Raw genomic sequence first — 18,493 nt, forward strand, 5'->3', positions numbered from 1 at the left:
TTCGCGTCCCGGTAACGGATAAAAGCCCCGCAACACGTTGCGGGGCTTTTTACATTCGACGGCCGGTAAATACGCTCGTCACGCCGTGACAACCCGGAAACGAGCCCTTGCAGGGAATACGGCATGAAGCAACAGGCAGGCATTGGTATTCTGTTAGCACTCACAACGGCAGTATGTTGGGGGGCTTTGCCAATAGCAATGAAGCAAGTGCTGGAGGTGATGGAGCCTCCTACCGTGGTGTTCTACCGTTTTTTAATGGCAAGCATTGGCCTTGGCGCTATTCTTGCGGTTAAAAAAAAGCTCCCTCCGTTGCGTATTTTTCGCAAAGCGCGTTGGCTGGTGTTGCTGGCTATCGCAACCGGTGGGCTGTTCGGTAACTTCATTCTGTTTAGTTCATCCTTGCAGTATTTGAGCCCAACGGCTTCGCAGGTTATCGGTCAGCTGTCACCGGTTGGTATGATGATCGCCAGCGTCTTTATCCTGAAAGAAAAGATGCGCGGCACGCAAGTAATTGGCGCCATTATGCTTCTGAGCGGCCTGGTCCTGTTTTTTAATACCAGTCTGATCGAAATTTTTACCCGACTCACCGATTACACCTGGGGCGTTATCTTTGGTGTCGGTGCGGCGATGGTTTGGGTGAGCTATGGGGTCGCGCAAAAGGTGTTATTGCGCCGCCTGGCATCACCGCAGATCCTGTTTTTACTGTACACTTTATGTACGATTGCGTTGTTGCCGCTGGCTAAACCCGGTGTCATCACGCAGCTCAGCGACTGGCAGCTGGCATGCCTGGTATTCTGCGGCCTGAATACGCTGGTAGGATACGGCGCTCTTGCGGAAGCGATGGCGCGTTGGCAGGCGGCGCAGGTGAGCGCTATTATCACGCTCACACCGCTGTTTACGTTGTTATTTTCAGATTTATTATCACTGGCCTGGCCCGATTTCTTCGCCAGACCGATGCTAAACCTATTAGGTTATCTCGGTGCGTTTATCGTGGTTGCGGGCGCGATGTATTCCGCCATTGGTCATCGAATTTGGGGCGGTTTACGTAAGCATGAAACGGTGGTTTCGCAACCCCGCTCAGGCGAATGATTTACGGAGAGTAAAATGAAGTTTGTTGATGAAGCATCGATTCTGGTCGTTGCAGGTGATGGCGGTAATGGTTGCGTCAGCTTCCGCCGCGAAAAGTACATCCCAAAAGGCGGTCCGGACGGTGGTGATGGTGGTGACGGTGGTGACGTTTGGCTGGAAGCCGACGAAAACCTGAACACACTAATCGATTACCGTTTTGAAAAATCATTCCGTGCGGAACGTGGTCAGAATGGCGCGAGCCGTGATTGCACCGGTAAGCGTGGCAAAGACGTCACGATTAAAGTGCCTGTTGGTACGCGTGTTATCGATCAGGGCACGGGCGAAACCATGGGCGACATGACCAAACACGGTCAGCGTCTGATGGTCGCTAAAGGCGGCTGGCATGGTCTGGGCAACACCCGTTTCAAATCATCGGTTAACCGTACTCCGCGTCAGAAAACAATGGGTACGCCGGGTGATAAGCGCGATCTGATGCTGGAGCTGATGCTGCTGGCAGATGTGGGTATGCTGGGTATGCCAAACGCCGGTAAATCGACGTTTATCCGTGCAGTATCTGCGGCGAAGCCGAAAGTCGCTGATTATCCGTTCACCACCCTGGTGCCGAGCCTGGGCGTGGTGCGTATGGACAACGAAAAGAGCTTCGTGGTTGCCGATATTCCGGGTCTGATTGAAGGCGCGGCTGAAGGCGCAGGCCTGGGTATTCGCTTCCTGAAACATCTGGAACGTTGCCGCGTGTTGCTGCACCTCATCGATATCGATCCGATTGACGGTTCCGATCCGGTAGAAAACGCCCGTATCATTATTGGCGAACTGGAAAAATACAGTCAGGATCTGGCATCTAAACCGCGCTGGTTAGTGTTCAACAAAATTGATTTGATGGACAAGGCTGAAGCGGAAGAGAAAGCGAAAGCGATCGCCGAAGCGCTGGGCTGGGAAGGTAAATATTACCTGATCTCTGCCGCCAGCCAGCTGGGCGTGAAGGATCTTTGCTGGGATGTGATGACCTTTATCATCGAGAACCCGATTGTTCAGGCTGAAGAAGCGAAACAGCCAGAGAAAGTTGAGTTCATGTGGGATGATTATCACCGCCAGCAGCTCGCTGAAGTCGAAGACGAAGCGGAAGATGACTGGGATGACGATTGGGACGAAGAAGACGACGAAGGCGTCGAGTTCATCTACAAGCGTTAATCGCATGAAAAACCCCGGCCATGTTGCCGGGGTTATTGTTTTCAGGTCTCTCTGTAGGCCGGATAAGGCACGTTAGTGCCGCCATCCGGCAATCAAACTACCCATCTAATTGTTCTGATAAATATCCTTGTACAATCGGCTCTCGAAGCGCACCAACGGAATACGGCGATTACGCTGGTCAGCCGGCTCTACCGCATAACCAGACAAATACTGCACGAATGCCATGCGTTGGCCGCTTGCCGTGGTAATGAAGCCAGCAAGGTTATAGACTCCTTGCAGCGAGCCTGTCTTCGCCGATACTTTGCCATCCACACCAGCCTGATGCAGACCCGCACGGTATTGCAGGGAGCCGTCGTGCCCCGCCAGCGGCAGCATAGTGATAAAGTTCAGCTCGTTATCGTGTTGAGCGATATATTGCAGCACCTGCATCATGGTCGCCGGAGCAATCAGGTTATGCCGGGAGAGGCCTGAACCGTCGGCAATAATGGTGTTGCCGATATCAACGCCAGCCTGCTGACGCAAAATCTGGCGTACGGCATCAGAACCCGCCCGCCAGGTGCCTGGCACGTTAAATCGGGCATGACCAATCATACGGAAAACGGTATCGGCAATCATGTTGTCCGATTTTTTCAGCATAATCTTAAGCAGGTCATGCAGTGGCGCTGACTGCTTACTGGCGACCACCGTTCCCGGCTCGTTGACCAGCGTTTGGCGCAGCAGCGTACCGCTGTAGGTGATACCTGCTTGTTTTAGCTCATCTTTGATAATCGCCCCGGCATAGCTGGCTCCGTCTTGAATGGCGAACGCCAGCGGCAGCGGATCGGCTCGTTGGGGCAGGCATCCGGTCAGCGTATAGCGGTTGAGATCGCCGGGAACCACATCCAGTTCACAATATTGCGCTTCCGCAGAACCTCGGGCGAGAGTACGCACCTGACTGAACATGGTGACCGGGTAATAAGATGCCACGCGAATAAAGGCGAGATCGTTGGGTTTTTGCGCGCTGTAGAGTGAAACCGAGAAACAGTTTCTATCGACAATAGCCGCTGCGGGCGGTGCGCTAAAACACTGCGTCATGTCGTTCCAGGGCCAACCGGGCGCTTTATCATGACTGGCGAAAATAGAGGTGTCGATCAGGACATTTCCGGCAATTTGCGTCACGCCTGATTTTTTCAGGGTTGCCACCATATTGCGAATATCCTGGCGTTTTAGCGTCGGATCAGCACCAAATCGTGCCACTAAGTCACCTTTCAATACGCCGCCTTCCACGTTGCCTTTAGTCTCAAGCGTAGTGGTAAAACGAAAGTCAGGCCCGAGCTGAATCAATGCCGCCAGCGCGGTGATCACTTTCTGGGTACTGGCCGGCAGCGCCATCTGCTGGCTATGAAAATCAATAGCGGGTGCAGGTGCGCCAACCTTCTGTACCATAAGGGCGAGGTTGGCCCCGGCAGGGAGCTGATTGATATACTCGTCGACGTTCGCAGCCTGAACACTGAACGCTATACTGGCAGTCAATCCGATGGTAAATCTGGAAAATCGCATAATCTCGCGCTAACAACCTGGAAACAGGCCGTCATACTACGGCGCAACGCCCCAAAAAGTAAACGATGACCCATAAGGAACTCCAGGGTAAAATGATCATCAAATAGAGAATTGTAGCTGACCTGGGACCTTGAGCCCCGGGTCGGTATTTTTTTGCTTCTGACTCTGGCATGACATTCGCCAGGGTGGGCTTAGCAGCCGGGGTGAGAGCAACTGCCCCCTACAGGAATGTTCAAGAGGTATAACAAATGCAAGCTATCCCGATGACCTTACGTGGTGCTGAAAAACTGCGCGAAGAGCTGGATTTTCTGAAATCTGTGCGCCGTCCTGAAATTATTGCCGCTATCGCTGAAGCGCGTGAGCACGGTGACCTGAAAGAGAACGCGGAGTATCACGCGGCGCGCGAACAGCAGGGTTTCTGCGAAGGACGCATTAAAGATATCGAGGCTAAACTGTCCAACGCGCAGGTAATCGACGTTACTAAAATGCCGAACAATGGCCGCGTTGTTTTCGGCGCGACGGTTACCGTGTTGAATCTCGATAACGATGAAGAGCAGACCTGGCGTATTGTCGGCGATGATGAAGCCGATTTTAAACAGAACCTGATTTCAGTGAACTCGCCTATCGCTCGTGGCCTTATCGGTAAAGAGCAGGATGACGTCGTGGTTATCAAAACGCCGGGCGGCGAAGTGGAATATGAAGTGACGAAGGTAGAATACCTGTAATTCGCATCTTGGTTAAGATGTTGATACATTGTAAAGAAAGGAAAAAGGCCGCATAGCGGCCTTTTATCAACGAAGAGAGCGTGGCATTTTGCTCTCCTGCTAGCGGAAAACCCCGCGTTTTACACAAACTTCGTGTGCAACTTTGGGATATTCTTAGCGTGGCAGCGAGATTTTACGTTCTTTAGTCGGGCGATACAGTACCAGCGTTTTGCCGATGACCTGCACATTACAGGCGCCGGTTTCGCGTACGATAGCTTCCACGATCAAGGTTTTAGTATCGCGATCTTCCGAGGCGATTTTCACCTTGATAAGTTCATGGTGCTCTAACGCTTGTTCAATCTCGGCCAGTACCCCTTCGGTCAAACCATTGTTGCCAAGCATAACTACAGGCTTGAGCGGATGTGCCAGACCTTTCAGGTGCTGTTTTTGTTTAGTACTCAGATTCATCGTATATTTTTGCTTACGTTGGGATTGAAAACGGGTCATTCTACCGCCATCTCCCATATATCACCAAATAGCTGTGTAGAAATTTACACCATTGGTTACGATGAACTGCCCTTTGGGAATGTGAAATGACAGGTAAAAAGCGTTCTGCCAGCTCGAGTCGCTGGCTTCAGGAACACTTTAGCGATAAATATGTTCAACAGGCGCAGAAAAAGGGGTTACGTTCCCGTGCCTGGTTTAAACTTGATGAAATACAGCAAAGTGACAAAATTTTTAAACCGGGGATGACGATAGTTGATCTCGGTGCTGCACCCGGTGGCTGGTCGCAATATGCAGTTACGCAGATCGGCAACACCGGCCGCATTATCGCTTGCGATCTTTTACCTATGGATCCAATCGTTGGTGTGGACTTCCTTCAGGGCGACTTTCGTGATGAATTAGTCCTGAAAGCGTTACTTGAACGCGTAGGTGACAGTAAAGTACAAGTTGTCATGTCTGATATGGCGCCAAATATGTGTGGAACACCGGCGGTGGATATTCCCCGGGCCATGTATCTGGTAGAGCTGGCGCTTGGAATGGCTCGTGATGTATTAGCGCCAGGTGGTAGTTTTGTAGTGAAGGTGTTCCAGGGCGAAGGCTTCGATGAGTATCTAAGAGAGATTCGCTCCCTGTTTACGAAGGTCAAAGTTCGTAAGCCGGACTCTTCTCGCGCCCGTTCGCGTGAAGTGTATATTGTAGCGACCGGGCGTAAACCATAACCGGCAGATTTCAAACGAAAGTTTGAAAGAAACTGGATATAGAGTATCCTGACGCTGTTTTTAACACAGTTGTAATATGAGGTTAATCCCTTGAGTGACATGGCGAAAAACCTAATTCTCTGGCTGGTCATTGCCGTTGTGCTGATGTCAGTATTCCAGAGCTTTGGGCCCAGCGAGTCTAATGGCCGTAAGGTTGATTACTCTACCTTCCTGCAAGAGGTCAATCAGGACCAGGTTCGTGAAGCGAAGATCAACGGACGTGAGATTAACGTTACCAAGAAAGATAGTAACCGTTACACGACCTACATCCCGGTTAACGATCCGAAGCTGCTTGATAACCTGCTGACCAAAAACGTCAAGGTTGTTGGCGAACCACCTGAAGAGCCGAGCCTGCTGGCTTCTATCTTCATTTCCTGGTTCCCAATGCTGCTGCTGATTGGTGTCTGGATCTTCTTCATGCGTCAGATGCAGGGCGGTGGTGGCAAAGGTGCCATGTCGTTCGGCAAGAGCAAAGCGCGCATGCTGACGGAAGATCAGATCAAAACGACTTTTGCTGACGTTGCGGGTTGTGACGAAGCAAAAGAAGAAGTCGCTGAGCTGGTTGAGTATCTGCGCGAACCGAGCCGTTTCCAGAAACTGGGCGGTAAAATCCCGAAAGGCGTCCTGATGGTCGGTCCTCCGGGTACGGGTAAAACCCTGCTGGCGAAAGCTATCGCAGGTGAAGCGAAGGTTCCATTCTTCACAATTTCCGGTTCTGATTTCGTGGAAATGTTCGTGGGTGTCGGTGCATCTCGTGTGCGTGACATGTTCGAACAAGCCAAAAAAGCGGCACCGTGCATCATCTTCATCGATGAAATCGACGCCGTAGGCCGCCAGCGTGGCGCAGGTCTGGGCGGTGGTCACGATGAACGTGAACAGACGCTGAACCAGATGCTGGTTGAGATGGACGGCTTCGAAGGTAACGAAGGTATTATCGTTATCGCAGCGACTAACCGTCCGGACGTTCTTGACCCTGCGCTGCTTCGTCCAGGCCGTTTCGACCGTCAGGTTGTGGTTGGTCTGCCGGACGTTCGCGGTCGTGAACAGATCCTGAAAGTGCATATGCGTCGCGTGCCGCTGTCTCCGGATATCGATGCGGCAATCATTGCACGTGGTACGCCTGGCTTCTCCGGTGCGGACCTCGCGAACCTGGTCAACGAAGCGGCACTGTTTGCTGCTCGTGGCAACAAGCGCGTAGTGTCGATGGTTGAGTTCGAAAAAGCGAAAGACAAAATCATGATGGGTGCGGAACGTCGCTCCATGGTGATGACGGAAGCGCAGAAAGAATCTACCGCGTATCACGAAGCAGGCCACGCGATTATCGGTCGCCTGGTGCCGGAACACGATCCGGTGCACAAAGTGACGATTATCCCGCGCGGTCGTGCGCTGGGTGTGACCTTCTTCCTGCCTGAAGGCGATGCAATCAGCGCCAGCCGTCAGAAACTGGAAAGTCAGATCTCCACATTGTACGGTGGCCGTCTGGCGGAAGAGATCATCTACGGTGCTGAACATGTTTCTACCGGTGCGTCGAACGACATTAAAGTCGCGACTAACCTGGCGCGTAACATGGTTACTCAGTGGGGCTTCTCCGATAAACTCGGTCCGTTGCTGTACGCTGAAGAAGAAGGCGAAGTGTTCCTGGGACGTTCTGTGGCGAAAGCGAAACACATGTCCGATGAAACCGCTCGCATTATCGATCAGGAAGTTAAACTGCTGATTGAGCGTAACTATGACCGTGCACGTCGTTTGCTGAACGAAAACATGGACATTCTGCACTCGATGAAAGATGCGCTCATGAAATATGAGACTATCGATGCGCCGCAGATTGACGATCTGATGGCTCGCCGCGATGTGCGTCCGCCTGCGGGTTGGGAAGAACCGGGTTCTTCTAACAACAACTCTGGCAGCACCGGCAAGCCGAGTGCACCGCGTCCGGTTGATGAACCGCGTGCGCCGGACTCTGGCACTATGTCAGAGCAGCTGGGCGACAAATAAGTTATCGTTGATGATGACCGTGTTTTAATTGAAAACCCTGGGGCTTGCTCCGGGGTTTTTCTTATCTGCATATTCAAGATTTTACCAGGGATAAAACTATGAAACTCTTTGCTCAGGGTTCTTCACTGGATCTCAGCCATCCGCACGTCATGGGGATTTTGAACGTCACGCCAGACTCATTTTCCGATGGTGGAGCGCACAACTCTTTGGTTGAGGCGGTAAAACACGCAAACCTGATGATTAACGCCGGGGCGACTATCATTGATGTGGGTGGTGAGTCCACGCGTCCGGGCGCGGCTGATGTGAGTGTGGAAGAAGAGTTGCAGCGAGTGATCCCTGTGGTGGAGGCGATTGCTCAGCGTTTTGAAGTGTGGATTTCGGTTGATACCTCAAAGCCCGAAGTGATCCGCGAATGCGCCAGAGTTGGCGCGCATATCATCAATGACATTCGCTCACTCTCGGAGCCTGGAGCGTTGGAAGCCGCAGCGGAGACCGGATTGCCGGTTTGCCTGATGCATATGCAGGGGCAGCCGAAAACCATGCAGGAAGCGCCAAAGTATGAGGATGTTTTTGCTGAGGTAGATCGTTACTTTGTTGAGCAAATAGCACGTTGCGAGCGGGCTGGAATCACAAAAGATAAATTGTTGCTCGACCCCGGGTTCGGATTCGGTAAAAATCTCACTCACAACTACACATTACTGGCACGTCTGGCGGAGTTTCATCATTTTAATCTGCCGCTGCTGGTTGGGATGTCACGAAAATCAATGGTTGGCCAGTTGCTGAATGTGGGGCCATCCGAACGCCTGAGCGGCAGTCTGGCGTGCGCGGTGATTGCCGCAATGCAGGGGGCGCAGATCGTTCGTGTCCATGACGTCAAAGAAACCGTAGAAGCGATGCGTGTGGTGGAAGCCACATTGTCTGCAAAGGAAAAAAAACGCTATGAGTAATCGTAAATATTTTGGCACTGATGGGATCCGCGGTCGCGTAGGTGATGCCCCAATTACTCCTGACTTTGTGCTCAAGCTGGGCTGGGCTGCAGGGAAAGTGCTGGCTCGTCATGGTTCACGTAAAATTATTATCGGTAAAGATACGCGTATTTCCGGCTATATGCTGGAGTCCGCGCTGGAAGCGGGCCTGGCAGCCGCCGGACTCTCAGCCTCATTCACAGGGCCAATGCCAACACCTGCCGTTGCTTATTTGACGCGTGCTTTCCGTGCTGAGGCCGGGATTGTTATCTCCGCTTCGCACAACCCATTCTATGACAATGGGATTAAATTCTTCTCCATCGATGGGACCAAACTGCCGGATGCGGTTGAAGAAGCTATCGAAGCCGAAATGGAAAAAGCGATCACCTGCGTGGACTCGGCTGAACTGGGTAAAGCTACCCGTATCGTTGATGCTGCCGGTCGCTATATCGAGTTTTGCAAAGGCACCTTCCCGAACGAACTGAGTCTGAGTGAGCTTAAAATTGTGGTGGATTGCGCTAACGGTGCAACGTACCACATTGCACCAAATGTACTGCGTGAGCTGGGTGCAAACGTGATTGCCATTGGCTGTGAGCCAAACGGTGTGAACATCAATGAAGAAGTCGGCGCCACTGACGTCCGTGCCCTGCAGGCGCGCGTGATTGCGGAAAAAGCCGATCTGGGTATTGCGCTGGACGGCGATGGCGACCGCGTTATTATGGTTGACCACGAAGGCAATAAGGTCGATGGCGATCAGATCATGTACATCATCGCCCGTGAAGCCCTGCGTCAGGGACAGCTGCGTGGTGGTGCGGTAGGTACGCTGATGAGCAACATGGGCCTCGAGCTGGCGCTGAAACAGCTGGGTATTCCTTTTGCTCGGGCGAAAGTTGGCGACCGCTATGTGCTGGAAAAAATGCAGGAAAAAGGCTGGCGTATCGGTGCCGAAAACTCTGGTCATGTGATCCTGCTGGACAAAACCACCACTGGTGACGGCATCGTGGCGGGCCTGCAGGTGCTGGCGGCGATGGTGCGTAACCATATGAGTTTGCACGACCTGTGCAGCGGCATGAAAATGTTCCCACAGCTGCTGGTTAACGTACGTTACACCGCAGGTAGCGGCGATCCGCTGGAACATGAAAATGTGAAAGCGGTGATGGCGGAAGTGGAAGCGGCACTGGGTAACCGTGGACGCGTCCTGCTGCGTAAGTCTGGTACCGAACCGTTAATTCGTGTGATGGTTGAAGGTGAAGACGAAGCGCAGGTGACTGAATTCGCCCACCGTATTGCCGATGCTGTGAAAGCGGCGTAATCCCGAAGAAAGTGAGAGCCGGAGTCTGAGACTCCGGCTTTTTTTTACTGTACGGCAAGCGGCTGTTTACGTCGGCGCTGCCAGAAGTAACCACCGACCATCAGTAGTACAAGGACTGCCAGCCACGGCAGAACCGCCAGCAAATGCCCAGACCGGGCAAAGGTTAGCGCAATCATCAGTAGCCAACCGCCCAGCATCGGAATCGCGGTGCGCTTAACAATATCCACAGGCGAGACGCCTGCAATCCCTGCGATAGCAATGATGACGCCGGCAATCGGCGATAACGTACGACCAATACCCGCCGATATCTGGATAGGCAACATCATGACTGCGATATCGCTACCGATATGACGGCTGATGTCCGGCACCATGGGGGCGAAGGAGAAAAATGCCGCATTCCCGGAGCCCATCAGCGCTGAAATTGCGAAGGTGATTAGGGTCATCAGCAGGATAATAGAGGCGGCGCTGAGGCCAAATTCGCCAGAAAGCGACAGCAGCGCGTCGACGGCGCCAATGGCTTTCAGCCCGGCGGAAAAAACTTCACCGGCGATAATCAGCGTCACGACGGTGGCAAAAACGCTGCCCATGCTGTCGAAAACCTTTTGTACGCCAGCCATCACCTCGCGCGCCTTGCGATGACGGCAGTACTCACAAACCAGCGTAATAGCGAGGCTTATCAGTACGGCGGTATCCAGCGTAATCTTAAGCGAGCTAAATACTAAATCGCTGCACACCAACATCAATACCAGCGGCAGCATGGGCAGAAACAGCCAGGCGATAGGTGCGTCGGCTTCATCAGTTGCCGTTAATGTCTGCATCTGCTGAGCTGCATTGTCGCCACTTTCCCGACGGTCAAAAAAGCGTTGCACAACAATATGCAACAGGGCGATGAAAAGGATGACGGGCACAACGATCGGCAACTGATCCTGCACAAAATAGTTCACCACTTCAATACCTGCGGTTTTGGCGGCGAGAACCGAGTTGCCGGATCCTGGGCCAAACTCAACCGCACAGGTACTGGCGATAACTGCGGCAACTGCGGCGCGGCTACAGCCAAGACGGGTAAGCAATGGGTAAAGCGTCGCCATCAACAGCAGACCCAATCCGGTGGCGCTGCTGATAAACAGCGACAGGAATTGGCCTAATAGCAGTGCCAGTCCCAGCAGCAGATAAGGCGAGTTCAGCCGTTGTAGAGGACGAGATGTTACCCGAACCAGTACCTGGCTTGCGCCAATGGCTGACATGTACGTGGCGAAACCACCAATCAGCATAATTTGCAGCCCGAGGCCGCCGAGACGCACGCTCAGGGTATCGCGGATAAACTCAAAGGCGTCAAAGGGGCCAAATCCGGTGCTCTTTTTCACCAGGCCACTGAGTGAGGTCATTCCGCTAAAATGCGCGATAAGCAACAGCACAATCCCGGTCAATAACAGTACCGACTGGGGGTGATATTTTTTGAGGATCAGACGTCCGGCAAAAATGATGGCGATTAGCGCCAGTAGTAATGACATTCTTGCCCCCTTACTCGAAGTTGCCGGTAACCAGGCACTCGCCATCCCGCAGCAACGGTTTACCCGCGGCAAACAGATGGGCCAGCGAGAGGTCATCATTGAGTACACAGATATCGGCACGTTCTCCGGCGCAGAGCACGCCCCCGGAAATACCCAGCGAGCGTGCAACGTTTGCCGTCAGCATTGCGATGGCCTGCGGCACCGGAATACCGACATCAATCAGGCGAGGAAGTAGGTTAAGATTGCCTGCGACCGGTGCCGCGCTTAAACCTTCAACGATACCCTGAGCGTTAAAGCGCGGAACGCTGCCATTGCCGTCAGAACTGATCGTGATGCGCTCCGCCGGAACCTGTGCTTCGAGTGCGTGGAGAATCGCTTGCTCCTGAGGCATAAAACGACTGCCACCAGACGTAACATCGATATGGCCGCCACGATGGGCGAAAGCAATAGCCTGTTCGAACAAGGGCTCTGTTCTTGCAACATGGGTCGGTGAAATATGGTGAATCGGAATACCCGCATCACACAACTCAATAAGTTGCGACATCCCTTCCGGCAGATTCCCCAGGTGCACATGCAGCAAGCCTTTTTTCCCTGCCAGCAGGGAAGCGACGCGAATATCGCTCACTATCCTCAGCAACTCCTGGAAAGAGGGGTAAGAGCCGCGGTGATCGGCGAGGGCGATTTTTACACCAAGAATTGCCGGAATGAAGGCCATATCATCGCGGATGGATCGCGTAATGGTTGGGCTGGGAACGGCGTAGGCTCCCGTATGCATAAACGCGCGTAATCCCTCAAGGTTGAGAGACTGCATTTTAGCGTAGAGGTCTTTGGGCGAACGAGAAATGGCATCGGTGCCTAACACGCCAACCACCGTGGTAATACCCGCCTGAATCAGATCGCGCAGCTTGACGGCGGGTGTCCGACTGGCAAATCCGGCTTCGCCACCGCCACCGGTAAGATGAACATGCTGATCGATGATGCCAGGGATAACCCATTTACCCCGACAATCGATGACCTCGTTGACGCCATCAAACAATGAAATATCTTTTTCTACCGCCACAATTCGGTCGGCATGAATGAGCAGGGAGCAGAGGCCTAAATCCTCAGGAGAAAAAACACGGGCATTGGTCAATAAAGTAAACATAGCGGTCCTGTCAAACGTCGAAGGTGAGAGTCGGCAGGTGAAACGGAATATTGTTGTTATGATGCCCACCATAAAGCCATTACTATAACTATGACTATTACCGATTTGTTATTGGAGGATGCGGTTATGGCATGGCGGAGAGCACAACGTGGATTGTAAGTGGCTGGAAGATTTTCTGGCCTTGAGCCAGCATGGAAACTACTCTCAGGCCGCGGCGCAGCGGCATATTACTCAACCTGCGCTGAGTCGGCGTATAAAGGCGCTGGAAGAGGTGCTGGGCGTGCCTTTGTTTGATCGGACAACGACCCCCGTCACGCTGACGCGCTATGGTGAACGCTTTGAACCTTATGCCCGGCACGTCCTCAGTACGTTAACAGAGGCACGCCATGAGCTGTCGGCGATGACGCCAGCAACGGATAACACGCTGGTGATGGTCAGCCTGCATACGCTGTCGGTGAATATCCTGCCGGATATGATCAACTACCTGCGACAGAGTGAGCCGCAGTTAAACTTTACGGTAAACGCCAGTATCCAGGGGATAGACAACCACTTCAATGCCCTGATAAACCGGCAAATTGATATGCTGGTGACTTACGATTTACCCTCTTCACAACCAGGGCTGGAGATTGCCGGAGGGTTAAAACGTTCACTATGGCGGTATGAGCGATTTATTCCTGTGATTTCTGCACAGTTGGTGGATACGCTTGACGATCCGCATACCCCGATCCCCTGGCTATGTTACAGCGACTATACCTTTGTCAGACGTATTATTGATCTGGCAGAACAACGAGTGCGACCACGGTTGAAAAAAGTGTTTGAGAGTGGTTTAAGCGAAACGATACGAGAAATGGTGTTGCGCCATATGGGAATGGCCTGGTTACCTGAATCAATGGTGGCGGAAGAGTTGGTGAATCAGCAAATTATTCACTGCTGGCCACAAAATGCAGATCTGATTTGTGAAATCCCCGTTGTGGTATGGGCGAATCTTGACGATCAACGCGCCGTCATGCAGAGATGCTGGGAGAAGTTGCTGCGTTTTTGATTGATATGGCGATTTTTTCCGCAGTTGATACAATGCTAACAAATTGCCCTTGCGAAGGTTATTCGCTTTGGTTAGTATTCACACCCGCTTCAGTGGGAAACAGTAAATATTCCCGCTTTAATGGTCGAAGCATTGTACGCGGCAACTCCGCAAGGAACAGGTTGATTATGCACGAAGCTCTTTTAGTAGTTTTCCTTATTGTGGCAATTGGCCTGGTAGGCTTGATCATGCTGCAGCAAGGCAAAGGCGCTGATATGGGAGCCTCTTTTGGCGCAGGCGCTTCTGGTACTCTGTTTGGTTCAAGTGGTTCTGGTAACTTCATGACCCGTATGACAGCTGTATTGGGAACCTTGTTCTTCATCATCAGTCTGGTGCTGGGTAACATGAACAGCAATAAGACCAATAAAGGAAGTGAGTGGGAAAATCTGAGTGCACCGGCGAAAACCGAGCAAACTCAGCCAGCTGCTCCGGCTCAGCCGACCAGCGATATCCCACGCTAAGTATTCTGTACCGAGGTGGTGGAATTGGTAGACACGCTACCTTGAGGTGGTAGTGCCCTAACGGGCTTGTGGGTTCGAGTCCCATCCTCGGTACCAAATTCCAAAAAAAAGACGCTGCAAAGCGTCTTTTTTTTCGTCTGTTATTTTTGGCTGTCCTGTAGGTCGGATAAGCATAGCGCCATCAGGCGTTGTAATAATGTCGGATGGCGGCGTAAACGCCTTATCCGACCTACAGGGCCGCAGAGCTATATTCCGCACATAAAAAAGGCCGCTTTCGCGGCCTTAAGATGGTGTATCTTTACTTCGCCTTATTTTCCAGATTCTCAACCTGCGGCAGGCCGGTTGTGGAAGAAGCGGTCAGCAGACCAGACTGCGCATAGCCGAACAGCTTCTCGCGGGTATCGGTGATATCCAGATTACGCATGGTCAACTGACCGATACGGTCGTCCGGAGAGAATACGGAATCGCCTTTTTCCATCGTCAGACGTTCTGGTTTATAAGTCAGATTGTCAGATACGGTGTTGAGGATCGAGTAGTCATTACCACGGCGCAGTTCCAGCGTCACTTCACCGGTAATCTGGCTGGCAACCCAACGCTGCAGACCGTCACGCAGCATCAGCGCCTGAGAGTCGAACCAGCGACCCTGATACAGCAGACGACCAAGCTGGCGACCATGTGCGTGATACTGCTCGATGGTATCCTCGTTGTGAATACCGGTCAGCAAACGCTCGTATGCGATATGTAACAATGCCATCCCCGGGGCTTCGTAGATGCCACGGCTCTTCGCTTCAATGATGCGGTTTTCAATCTGATCGCTCATACCCAGACCGTGACGGCCGCCGATACGGTTGGCTTCCAGCATCATCTCAACGTCGTCGCTGAAGGTTTTACCGTTCAGTGCAACCGGATGACCCTGTTCAAAACGCACAGTCACTTCTTCTGCCGGGATCTTCACGCTCTCATCCCAGAACTTCACGCCCATAATTGGGTTGACGATTTTGACGCTTGAGTTCAGGAATTCCAGATCTTTTGCTTCGTGGGTCGCCCCGAGCATATTGGAGTCTGTTGAGTACGCTTTCTCAACGGACATCTTGTAGTCGAAACCACAGGCAATCATAAATTCGGACATCTCATGGCGACCGCCGAGTTCATCGATAAAATCGGTATCCAGCCATGGTTTATAAATCTGCAGTTCGGCGTTGGTCAGCAGACCGTAACGATAGAAACGTTCAATATCGTTACCTTTATAGGTGCTACCGTCACCCCAGATATTTACGCCATCTTCTTTCATGGCGGCAACCAGCATGGTGCCGGTCACGGCACGGCCCAGCGGGGTGGTATTGAAGTAGGTCAGTCCGCCAGTGGTGTTGTGGAATGCACCGCACTGAATGGCAGCGATCCCTTCGGCAACGAGCTGCTTACGGCAATCTACCAGGCGAGCATTCTCAGCACCATATTCCATTGCACGGCGAGGAATGGCGTCATAGTCATCCTCATCCGGCTGGCCCAAATTCGCAGTATATGCATATGGGACAGCCCCTTTTTGTCGCATCCACAGCAGTGCTGCACTGGTGTCCAGGCCGCCGGAAAAAGCGATACCAATACGTTGACCTACCGGGAGATGCTTGAGAATCGTCGTCATAAAATAAAACCCTGCTTGATAGACTGGTGAAGAGGTCGCTTATTATGCTAATTGCATTTTTATGCAAAATAAATGAGTTTTCATTTAATCATCTTTTCTGGATGACAGGAAGAGTTTAGTGATAATTTCGTTAAATAACGGCGTGGGTGGCATATTTATCTTGCTGGGCTAGTGCTGGGCAGCATTCATTGATTTGCATAGTCGTAACAAGGTTGACATAACACATATTGAATCAATATACTGTGCGCAGATTTTACGTCCCGTCCTCGGTACCAAATCCCAGCAGTATTTGCATTTTTTACCCAAAACGAGTAAAATTTGCCACGTTTCAGGCGCGGGGTGGAGCAGCCTGGTAGCTCGTCGGGCTCATAACCCGAAGGTCGTCGGTTCAAATCCGGCCCCCGCAACCACTTTCCCTTAGAGTTCTTTTTCAAATATACTGTGAAGACTTAGGCCTTCGTAGCTGGATTTGAAAAAAATTCTTTCGGAAGGTTCTCCGAACCGCAGGTGCGGTTATAGGGTTCAGTTATCTAAAGCCCCGATTTATCGGGGTTTTTTGTTATCTGACTACAGAATAACTGGGCTTTAGGCCCTTTTTTTATGTCTTGGGGGTGGGCTTGTCCACATTAGAGCAAAAATTAACAGAGATGATTACAGCGCCAGTTGAAGCCCTGGGCTACGAACTGGTCGGCATCGAATTTATTCGTGGTCGCACATCCACACTGCGCATCTATATTGATAGTGAAGATGGCATCAATGTTGATGATTGTGCTGATGTGAGCCATCAGGTAAGCGCCGTGATGGATGTCGAAGACCCAATCACCGTTGCCTATAACCTGGAAGTCTCCTCTCCGGGTCTCGACCGTCCTCTGTTCACAGCTGAACACTACGTGCGTTTCCTGGGTGAAGAAGTCACGCTGGTTCTTCGTATGGCGGTACAAAACCGTCGTAAATGGCAGGGCGTTATCAAAGCGGTGGACGGTGAGATGATCACGGTCACAGTCGAAGGCAAAGATGAAGTGTTCGCGCTGAGTAATATCCAGAAGGCGAACCTGGTTCCCCACTTTTAACAGTCTGGATTGAGGTGAAAAGCCCGCGATGAACAAAGAAATTTTGGCTGTTGTTGAAGCCGTATCCAACGAAAAAGCGCTGCCACGCGAGAAAATTTTTGAAGCACTGGAAAGTGCGCTGGCTACAGCAACAAAGAAAAAATATGAGCAAGAGATCGACGTTCGCGTAGAAATCGATCGTAAAAGCGGTGATTTCGATACCTTCCGTCGTTGGGTAATCGTAGAAGAAGTTACTCAGCCGACCAAAGAAATTACGCTGGAAGCGGCACGCTTCGAAGACGAAAGTCTGAACGTGGGCGAATATGTTGAAGATCAGATTGAATCTGTCACCTTTGACCGTATCACCACCCAGACCGCGAAACAGGTTATCGTACAGAAAGTACGTGAAGCTGAACGCGCAATGGTTGTCGATCAGTTCCGCGAACACGAAGGCGAAATCGTCACCGGTGTGGTAAAGAAAGTAAACCGCGACAACATTTCTCTGGATCTGGGCAGCAATGCTGAAGCTGTTATCCTGCGTGAAGACATGCTCCCGCGTGAAAACTTCCGCCCAGGTGACCGTATTCGTGGCGTTCTGTACTCTGTACGCCCGGAAGCGCGCGGTGCGCAGCTGTTTGTAACCCGTTCCAAACCGGAAATGCTGATTGAGCTGTTCCGCATTGAAGTACCGGAAATTGGCGAAGAAGTTATCGAAATTAAAGCGGCTGCCCGTGATCCGGGATCGCGTGCGAAAATCGCCGTTAAGACCAACGACAAGCGTATTGATCCGGTCGGCGCCTGTGTTGGTATGCGCGGTGCGCGCGTTCAGGCGGTTTCTACCGAACTGGGCGGCGAGCGTATCGATATCGTCCTGTGGGATGATAACCCGGCGCAGTTCGTGATTAACGCAATGGCGCCAGCAGACGTTGCTTCTATCGTGGTGGATGAAGACAAGCACACCATGGATATCGCGGTTGAAGCCGGTAACCTGGCTCAGGCGATTGGACGTAATGGTCAGAACGTCCGCCTGGCTTCACAACTGAGCGGTTGGGAACTCAACGTGATGACCGTTGATGACCTGCAGGCGAAGCATCAGGCTGAAGCACATGCAGCCATCGATACCTTCACCAAATATCTCGATATCGATGAAGATTTCGCGACCGTTCTGGTGGAAGAAGGTTTTGCGACGCTGGAAGAACTGGCCTACGTGCCAATGAAAGAGCTGCTGGAAATTGACGGCCTGGATGAACAGACCGTTGAAGCGCTGCGCGAGCGTGCTAAAAACGCACTGACCACTCTGGCACTGGCCCAGGAAGAAAGCCTCGGTGATAACAAACCGGCTGACGATCTGCTGAATCTGGAAGGATTGGATCGTGAGATGGCCTTCAAACTGGCGGCCCGTGGTGTTTGTACGCTGGAAGATCTCGCTGAACAGGGCATTGATGATCTGGCTGATATCGAAGGGTTGACCGACGAAAAAGCCGGTGAGCTGATTATGGCTGCCCGTAATATTTGCTGGTTCGGCGACGAAGCGTAATAAACTGTAGCAGG

16 protein-coding genes and 2 tRNA genes are annotated in these 18,493 nt (G+C 52.1%); 13 read left to right on the forward strand and 5 right to left on the reverse strand.

Features of this window, described 5'->3' with window-relative positions; translation table 11 throughout:
- Positions 1-123 precede the first annotated feature (123 nt).
- Entirely contained in the window at positions 124-1,089 is a 966-nt protein-coding gene (locus GFB57_RS07150; RefSeq protein WP_003025028.1) for a DMT family transporter, read from the forward strand.
- A gap of 15 nt (positions 1,090-1,104) precedes the next feature.
- A complete protein-coding gene (gene cgtA, locus GFB57_RS07155) occupies positions 1,105-2,277 on the forward strand; it encodes an Obg family GTPase CgtA (RefSeq protein ID WP_003025024.1) in 1,173 nt (390 codons plus the stop codon).
- Between the two features lie 105 nt (positions 2,278-2,382).
- Here cgtA and dacB read toward each other — a convergent pair whose 3' ends face one another.
- Positions 2,383-3,816, reverse strand: coding sequence for a serine-type D-Ala-D-Ala carboxypeptidase (dacB, locus tag GFB57_RS07160; protein ID WP_003025021.1), 1,434 nt, complete (start codon positions 3,814-3,816; stop codon positions 2,383-2,385).
- Between the two features lie 248 nt (positions 3,817-4,064).
- On the opposite strand from dacB, the gene greA reads away from it, so the two are divergent.
- The gene (gene greA / locus GFB57_RS07165; protein WP_003025019.1) at positions 4,065-4,541 is read left to right on the forward strand and encodes a transcription elongation factor GreA; all 477 of its coding nucleotides are present in this window, start codon (positions 4,065-4,067) and stop codon (positions 4,539-4,541) included.
- A gap of 153 nt (positions 4,542-4,694) precedes the next feature.
- Here the strand turns inward: greA and yhbY are convergent, their stop codons facing one another.
- Positions 4,695-4,988, reverse strand: a complete 294-nt coding sequence (gene yhbY / locus GFB57_RS07170; protein WP_003025016.1) for a ribosome assembly RNA-binding protein YhbY — start codon at positions 4,986-4,988, stop codon at positions 4,695-4,697.
- A gap of 125 nt (positions 4,989-5,113) precedes the next feature.
- On the opposite strand from yhbY, the gene rlmE reads away from it, so the two are divergent.
- The 4 genes from rlmE to glmM all read left to right on the forward strand — a co-directional run bounded on the left by rlmE (position 5,114) and on the right by glmM (position 10,054).
- Positions 5,114-5,743: a 23S rRNA (uridine(2552)-2'-O)-methyltransferase RlmE gene (gene rlmE / locus GFB57_RS07175; RefSeq protein WP_003025015.1), complete on the forward strand. Its 630-nt coding sequence runs from the start codon at positions 5,114-5,116 to the stop codon at positions 5,741-5,743.
- A 99-nt stretch (positions 5,744-5,842) separates the two neighbouring features.
- A complete protein-coding gene (gene ftsH / locus GFB57_RS07180; RefSeq protein ID WP_003025013.1) occupies positions 5,843-7,777 on the forward strand; it encodes an ATP-dependent zinc metalloprotease FtsH in 1,935 nt (644 codons plus the stop codon).
- A 98-nt stretch (positions 7,778-7,875) separates the two neighbouring features.
- Entirely contained in the window at positions 7,876-8,724 is an 849-nt protein-coding gene (folP, locus tag GFB57_RS07185) for a dihydropteroate synthase (RefSeq protein WP_003025010.1), read from the forward strand.
- Complete coding sequence (gene glmM / locus GFB57_RS07190) at positions 8,717-10,054, forward strand: phosphoglucosamine mutase (RefSeq protein ID WP_003025008.1); 1,338 nt, start codon at positions 8,717-8,719, stop codon at positions 10,052-10,054. Before folP ends, glmM begins: the two co-directional genes overlap by 8 nt.
- A 44-nt stretch (positions 10,055-10,098) precedes the next feature.
- On the opposite strand, the gene dcuC is transcribed toward glmM, so the two are convergent.
- Together dcuC and iadA are read right to left on the reverse strand one after the other, a co-directional pair.
- Positions 10,099-11,565, reverse strand: coding sequence for a C4-dicarboxylate transporter DcuC (dcuC, locus tag GFB57_RS07195; protein ID WP_003025006.1), 1,467 nt, complete (start codon positions 11,563-11,565; stop codon positions 10,099-10,101).
- Positions 11,566-11,575: 10 nt separating this feature from the next.
- Positions 11,576-12,709: a beta-aspartyl-peptidase gene (iadA, locus tag GFB57_RS07200; RefSeq protein ID WP_003025004.1), complete on the reverse strand. Its 1,134-nt coding sequence runs from the start codon at positions 12,707-12,709 to the stop codon at positions 11,576-11,578.
- 148 nt (positions 12,710-12,857) lie between these two features.
- Between iadA and GFB57_RS07205 the strand changes: the two genes are divergently transcribed.
- From GFB57_RS07205 to GFB57_RS07215, 3 genes are all read left to right on the forward strand, one after another.
- Positions 12,858-13,751 carry a LysR family transcriptional regulator gene (locus GFB57_RS07205; RefSeq protein ID WP_008320638.1) on the forward strand — a complete coding sequence of 298 codons (894 nt, stop codon included), beginning with the start codon at positions 12,858-12,860 and terminating at the stop codon, positions 13,749-13,751.
- 167 nt (positions 13,752-13,918) lie between these two features.
- Positions 13,919-14,251 (forward strand): preprotein translocase subunit SecG, encoded by a 333-nt coding sequence (gene secG / locus GFB57_RS07210; protein WP_003025000.1) that lies wholly within the window; start codon positions 13,919-13,921, stop codon positions 14,249-14,251.
- 9 nt (positions 14,252-14,260) lie between these two features.
- Positions 14,261-14,347 (forward strand) — tRNA-Leu (locus GFB57_RS07215).
- A gap of 202 nt (positions 14,348-14,549) precedes the next feature.
- Here the strand turns inward: GFB57_RS07215 and argG are convergent.
- Entirely contained in the window at positions 14,550-15,893 is a 1,344-nt protein-coding gene (argG, locus tag GFB57_RS07220; RefSeq protein ID WP_003024998.1) for an argininosuccinate synthase, read from the reverse strand.
- 333 nt (positions 15,894-16,226) lie between these two features.
- Here argG and GFB57_RS07225 point away from each other — a divergent pair.
- The 3 genes from GFB57_RS07225 (at position 16,227) to nusA (ending at position 18,479) form a co-directional block, all read left to right on the forward strand.
- Positions 16,227-16,303, forward strand: a tRNA-Met gene (locus tag GFB57_RS07225).
- A gap of 207 nt (positions 16,304-16,510) precedes the next feature.
- Positions 16,511-16,963 (forward strand): ribosome maturation factor RimP, encoded by a 453-nt coding sequence (gene rimP, locus GFB57_RS07230; RefSeq protein WP_003024996.1) that lies wholly within the window; start codon positions 16,511-16,513, stop codon positions 16,961-16,963.
- 28 nt (positions 16,964-16,991) lie between these two features.
- Positions 16,992-18,479 (forward strand): transcription termination factor NusA, encoded by a 1,488-nt coding sequence (gene nusA, locus GFB57_RS07235; protein ID WP_003024992.1) that lies wholly within the window; start codon positions 16,992-16,994, stop codon positions 18,477-18,479.
- The last annotated feature ends 14 nt before the right edge of the window (positions 18,480-18,493 follow it).

The organism is Citrobacter sp. S39 (assembly GCF_009495675.1).
GTDB classification, from domain to species: Bacteria; Pseudomonadota; Gammaproteobacteria; order Enterobacterales; family Enterobacteriaceae; genus Citrobacter; species Citrobacter freundii.

Excerpts from the sequence above, each read along its gene's own strand:
- glmM (WP_003025008.1), top strand. The coding sequence starts at position 8,717 with ATGAGTAATCGTAAATATTTTGGCACTGATGGGATCCGCGGTCGCGTA.
- ftsH (WP_003025013.1), top strand. The coding sequence starts at position 5,843 with ATGGCGAAAAACCTAATTCTCTGGCTGGTCATTGCCGTTGTGCTGATG.
- greA (WP_003025019.1), top strand. The coding sequence starts at position 4,065 with ATGCAAGCTATCCCGATGACCTTACGTGGTGCTGAAAAACTGCGCGAA.
- cgtA (WP_003025024.1), top strand. The coding sequence starts at position 1,105 with ATGAAGTTTGTTGATGAAGCATCGATTCTGGTCGTTGCAGGTGATGGC.
- secG (WP_003025000.1), top strand. The coding sequence starts at position 13,919 with ATGCACGAAGCTCTTTTAGTAGTTTTCCTTATTGTGGCAATTGGCCTG.
- nusA (WP_003024992.1), top strand. The coding sequence starts at position 16,992 with ATGAACAAAGAAATTTTGGCTGTTGTTGAAGCCGTATCCAACGAAAAA.
- iadA (WP_003025004.1), bottom strand. The coding sequence starts at position 12,709 with ATGTTTACTTTATTGACCAATGCCCGTGTTTTTTCTCCTGAGGATTTA.
- yhbY (WP_003025016.1), bottom strand. The coding sequence starts at position 4,988 with ATGAATCTGAGTACTAAACAAAAACAGCACCTGAAAGGTCTGGCACAT.
- folP (WP_003025010.1), top strand. The coding sequence starts at position 7,876 with ATGAAACTCTTTGCTCAGGGTTCTTCACTGGATCTCAGCCATCCGCAC.
- argG (WP_003024998.1), bottom strand. The coding sequence starts at position 15,893 with ATGACGACGATTCTCAAGCATCTCCCGGTAGGTCAACGTATTGGTATC.
- GFB57_RS07150 (WP_003025028.1), top strand. The coding sequence starts at position 124 with ATGAAGCAACAGGCAGGCATTGGTATTCTGTTAGCACTCACAACGGCA.
- rlmE (WP_003025015.1), top strand. The coding sequence starts at position 5,114 with ATGACAGGTAAAAAGCGTTCTGCCAGCTCGAGTCGCTGGCTTCAGGAA.
- dcuC (WP_003025006.1), bottom strand. The coding sequence starts at position 11,565 with ATGTCATTACTACTGGCGCTAATCGCCATCATTTTTGCCGGACGTCTG.
- dacB (WP_003025021.1), bottom strand. The coding sequence starts at position 3,816 with ATGCGATTTTCCAGATTTACCATCGGATTGACTGCCAGTATAGCGTTC.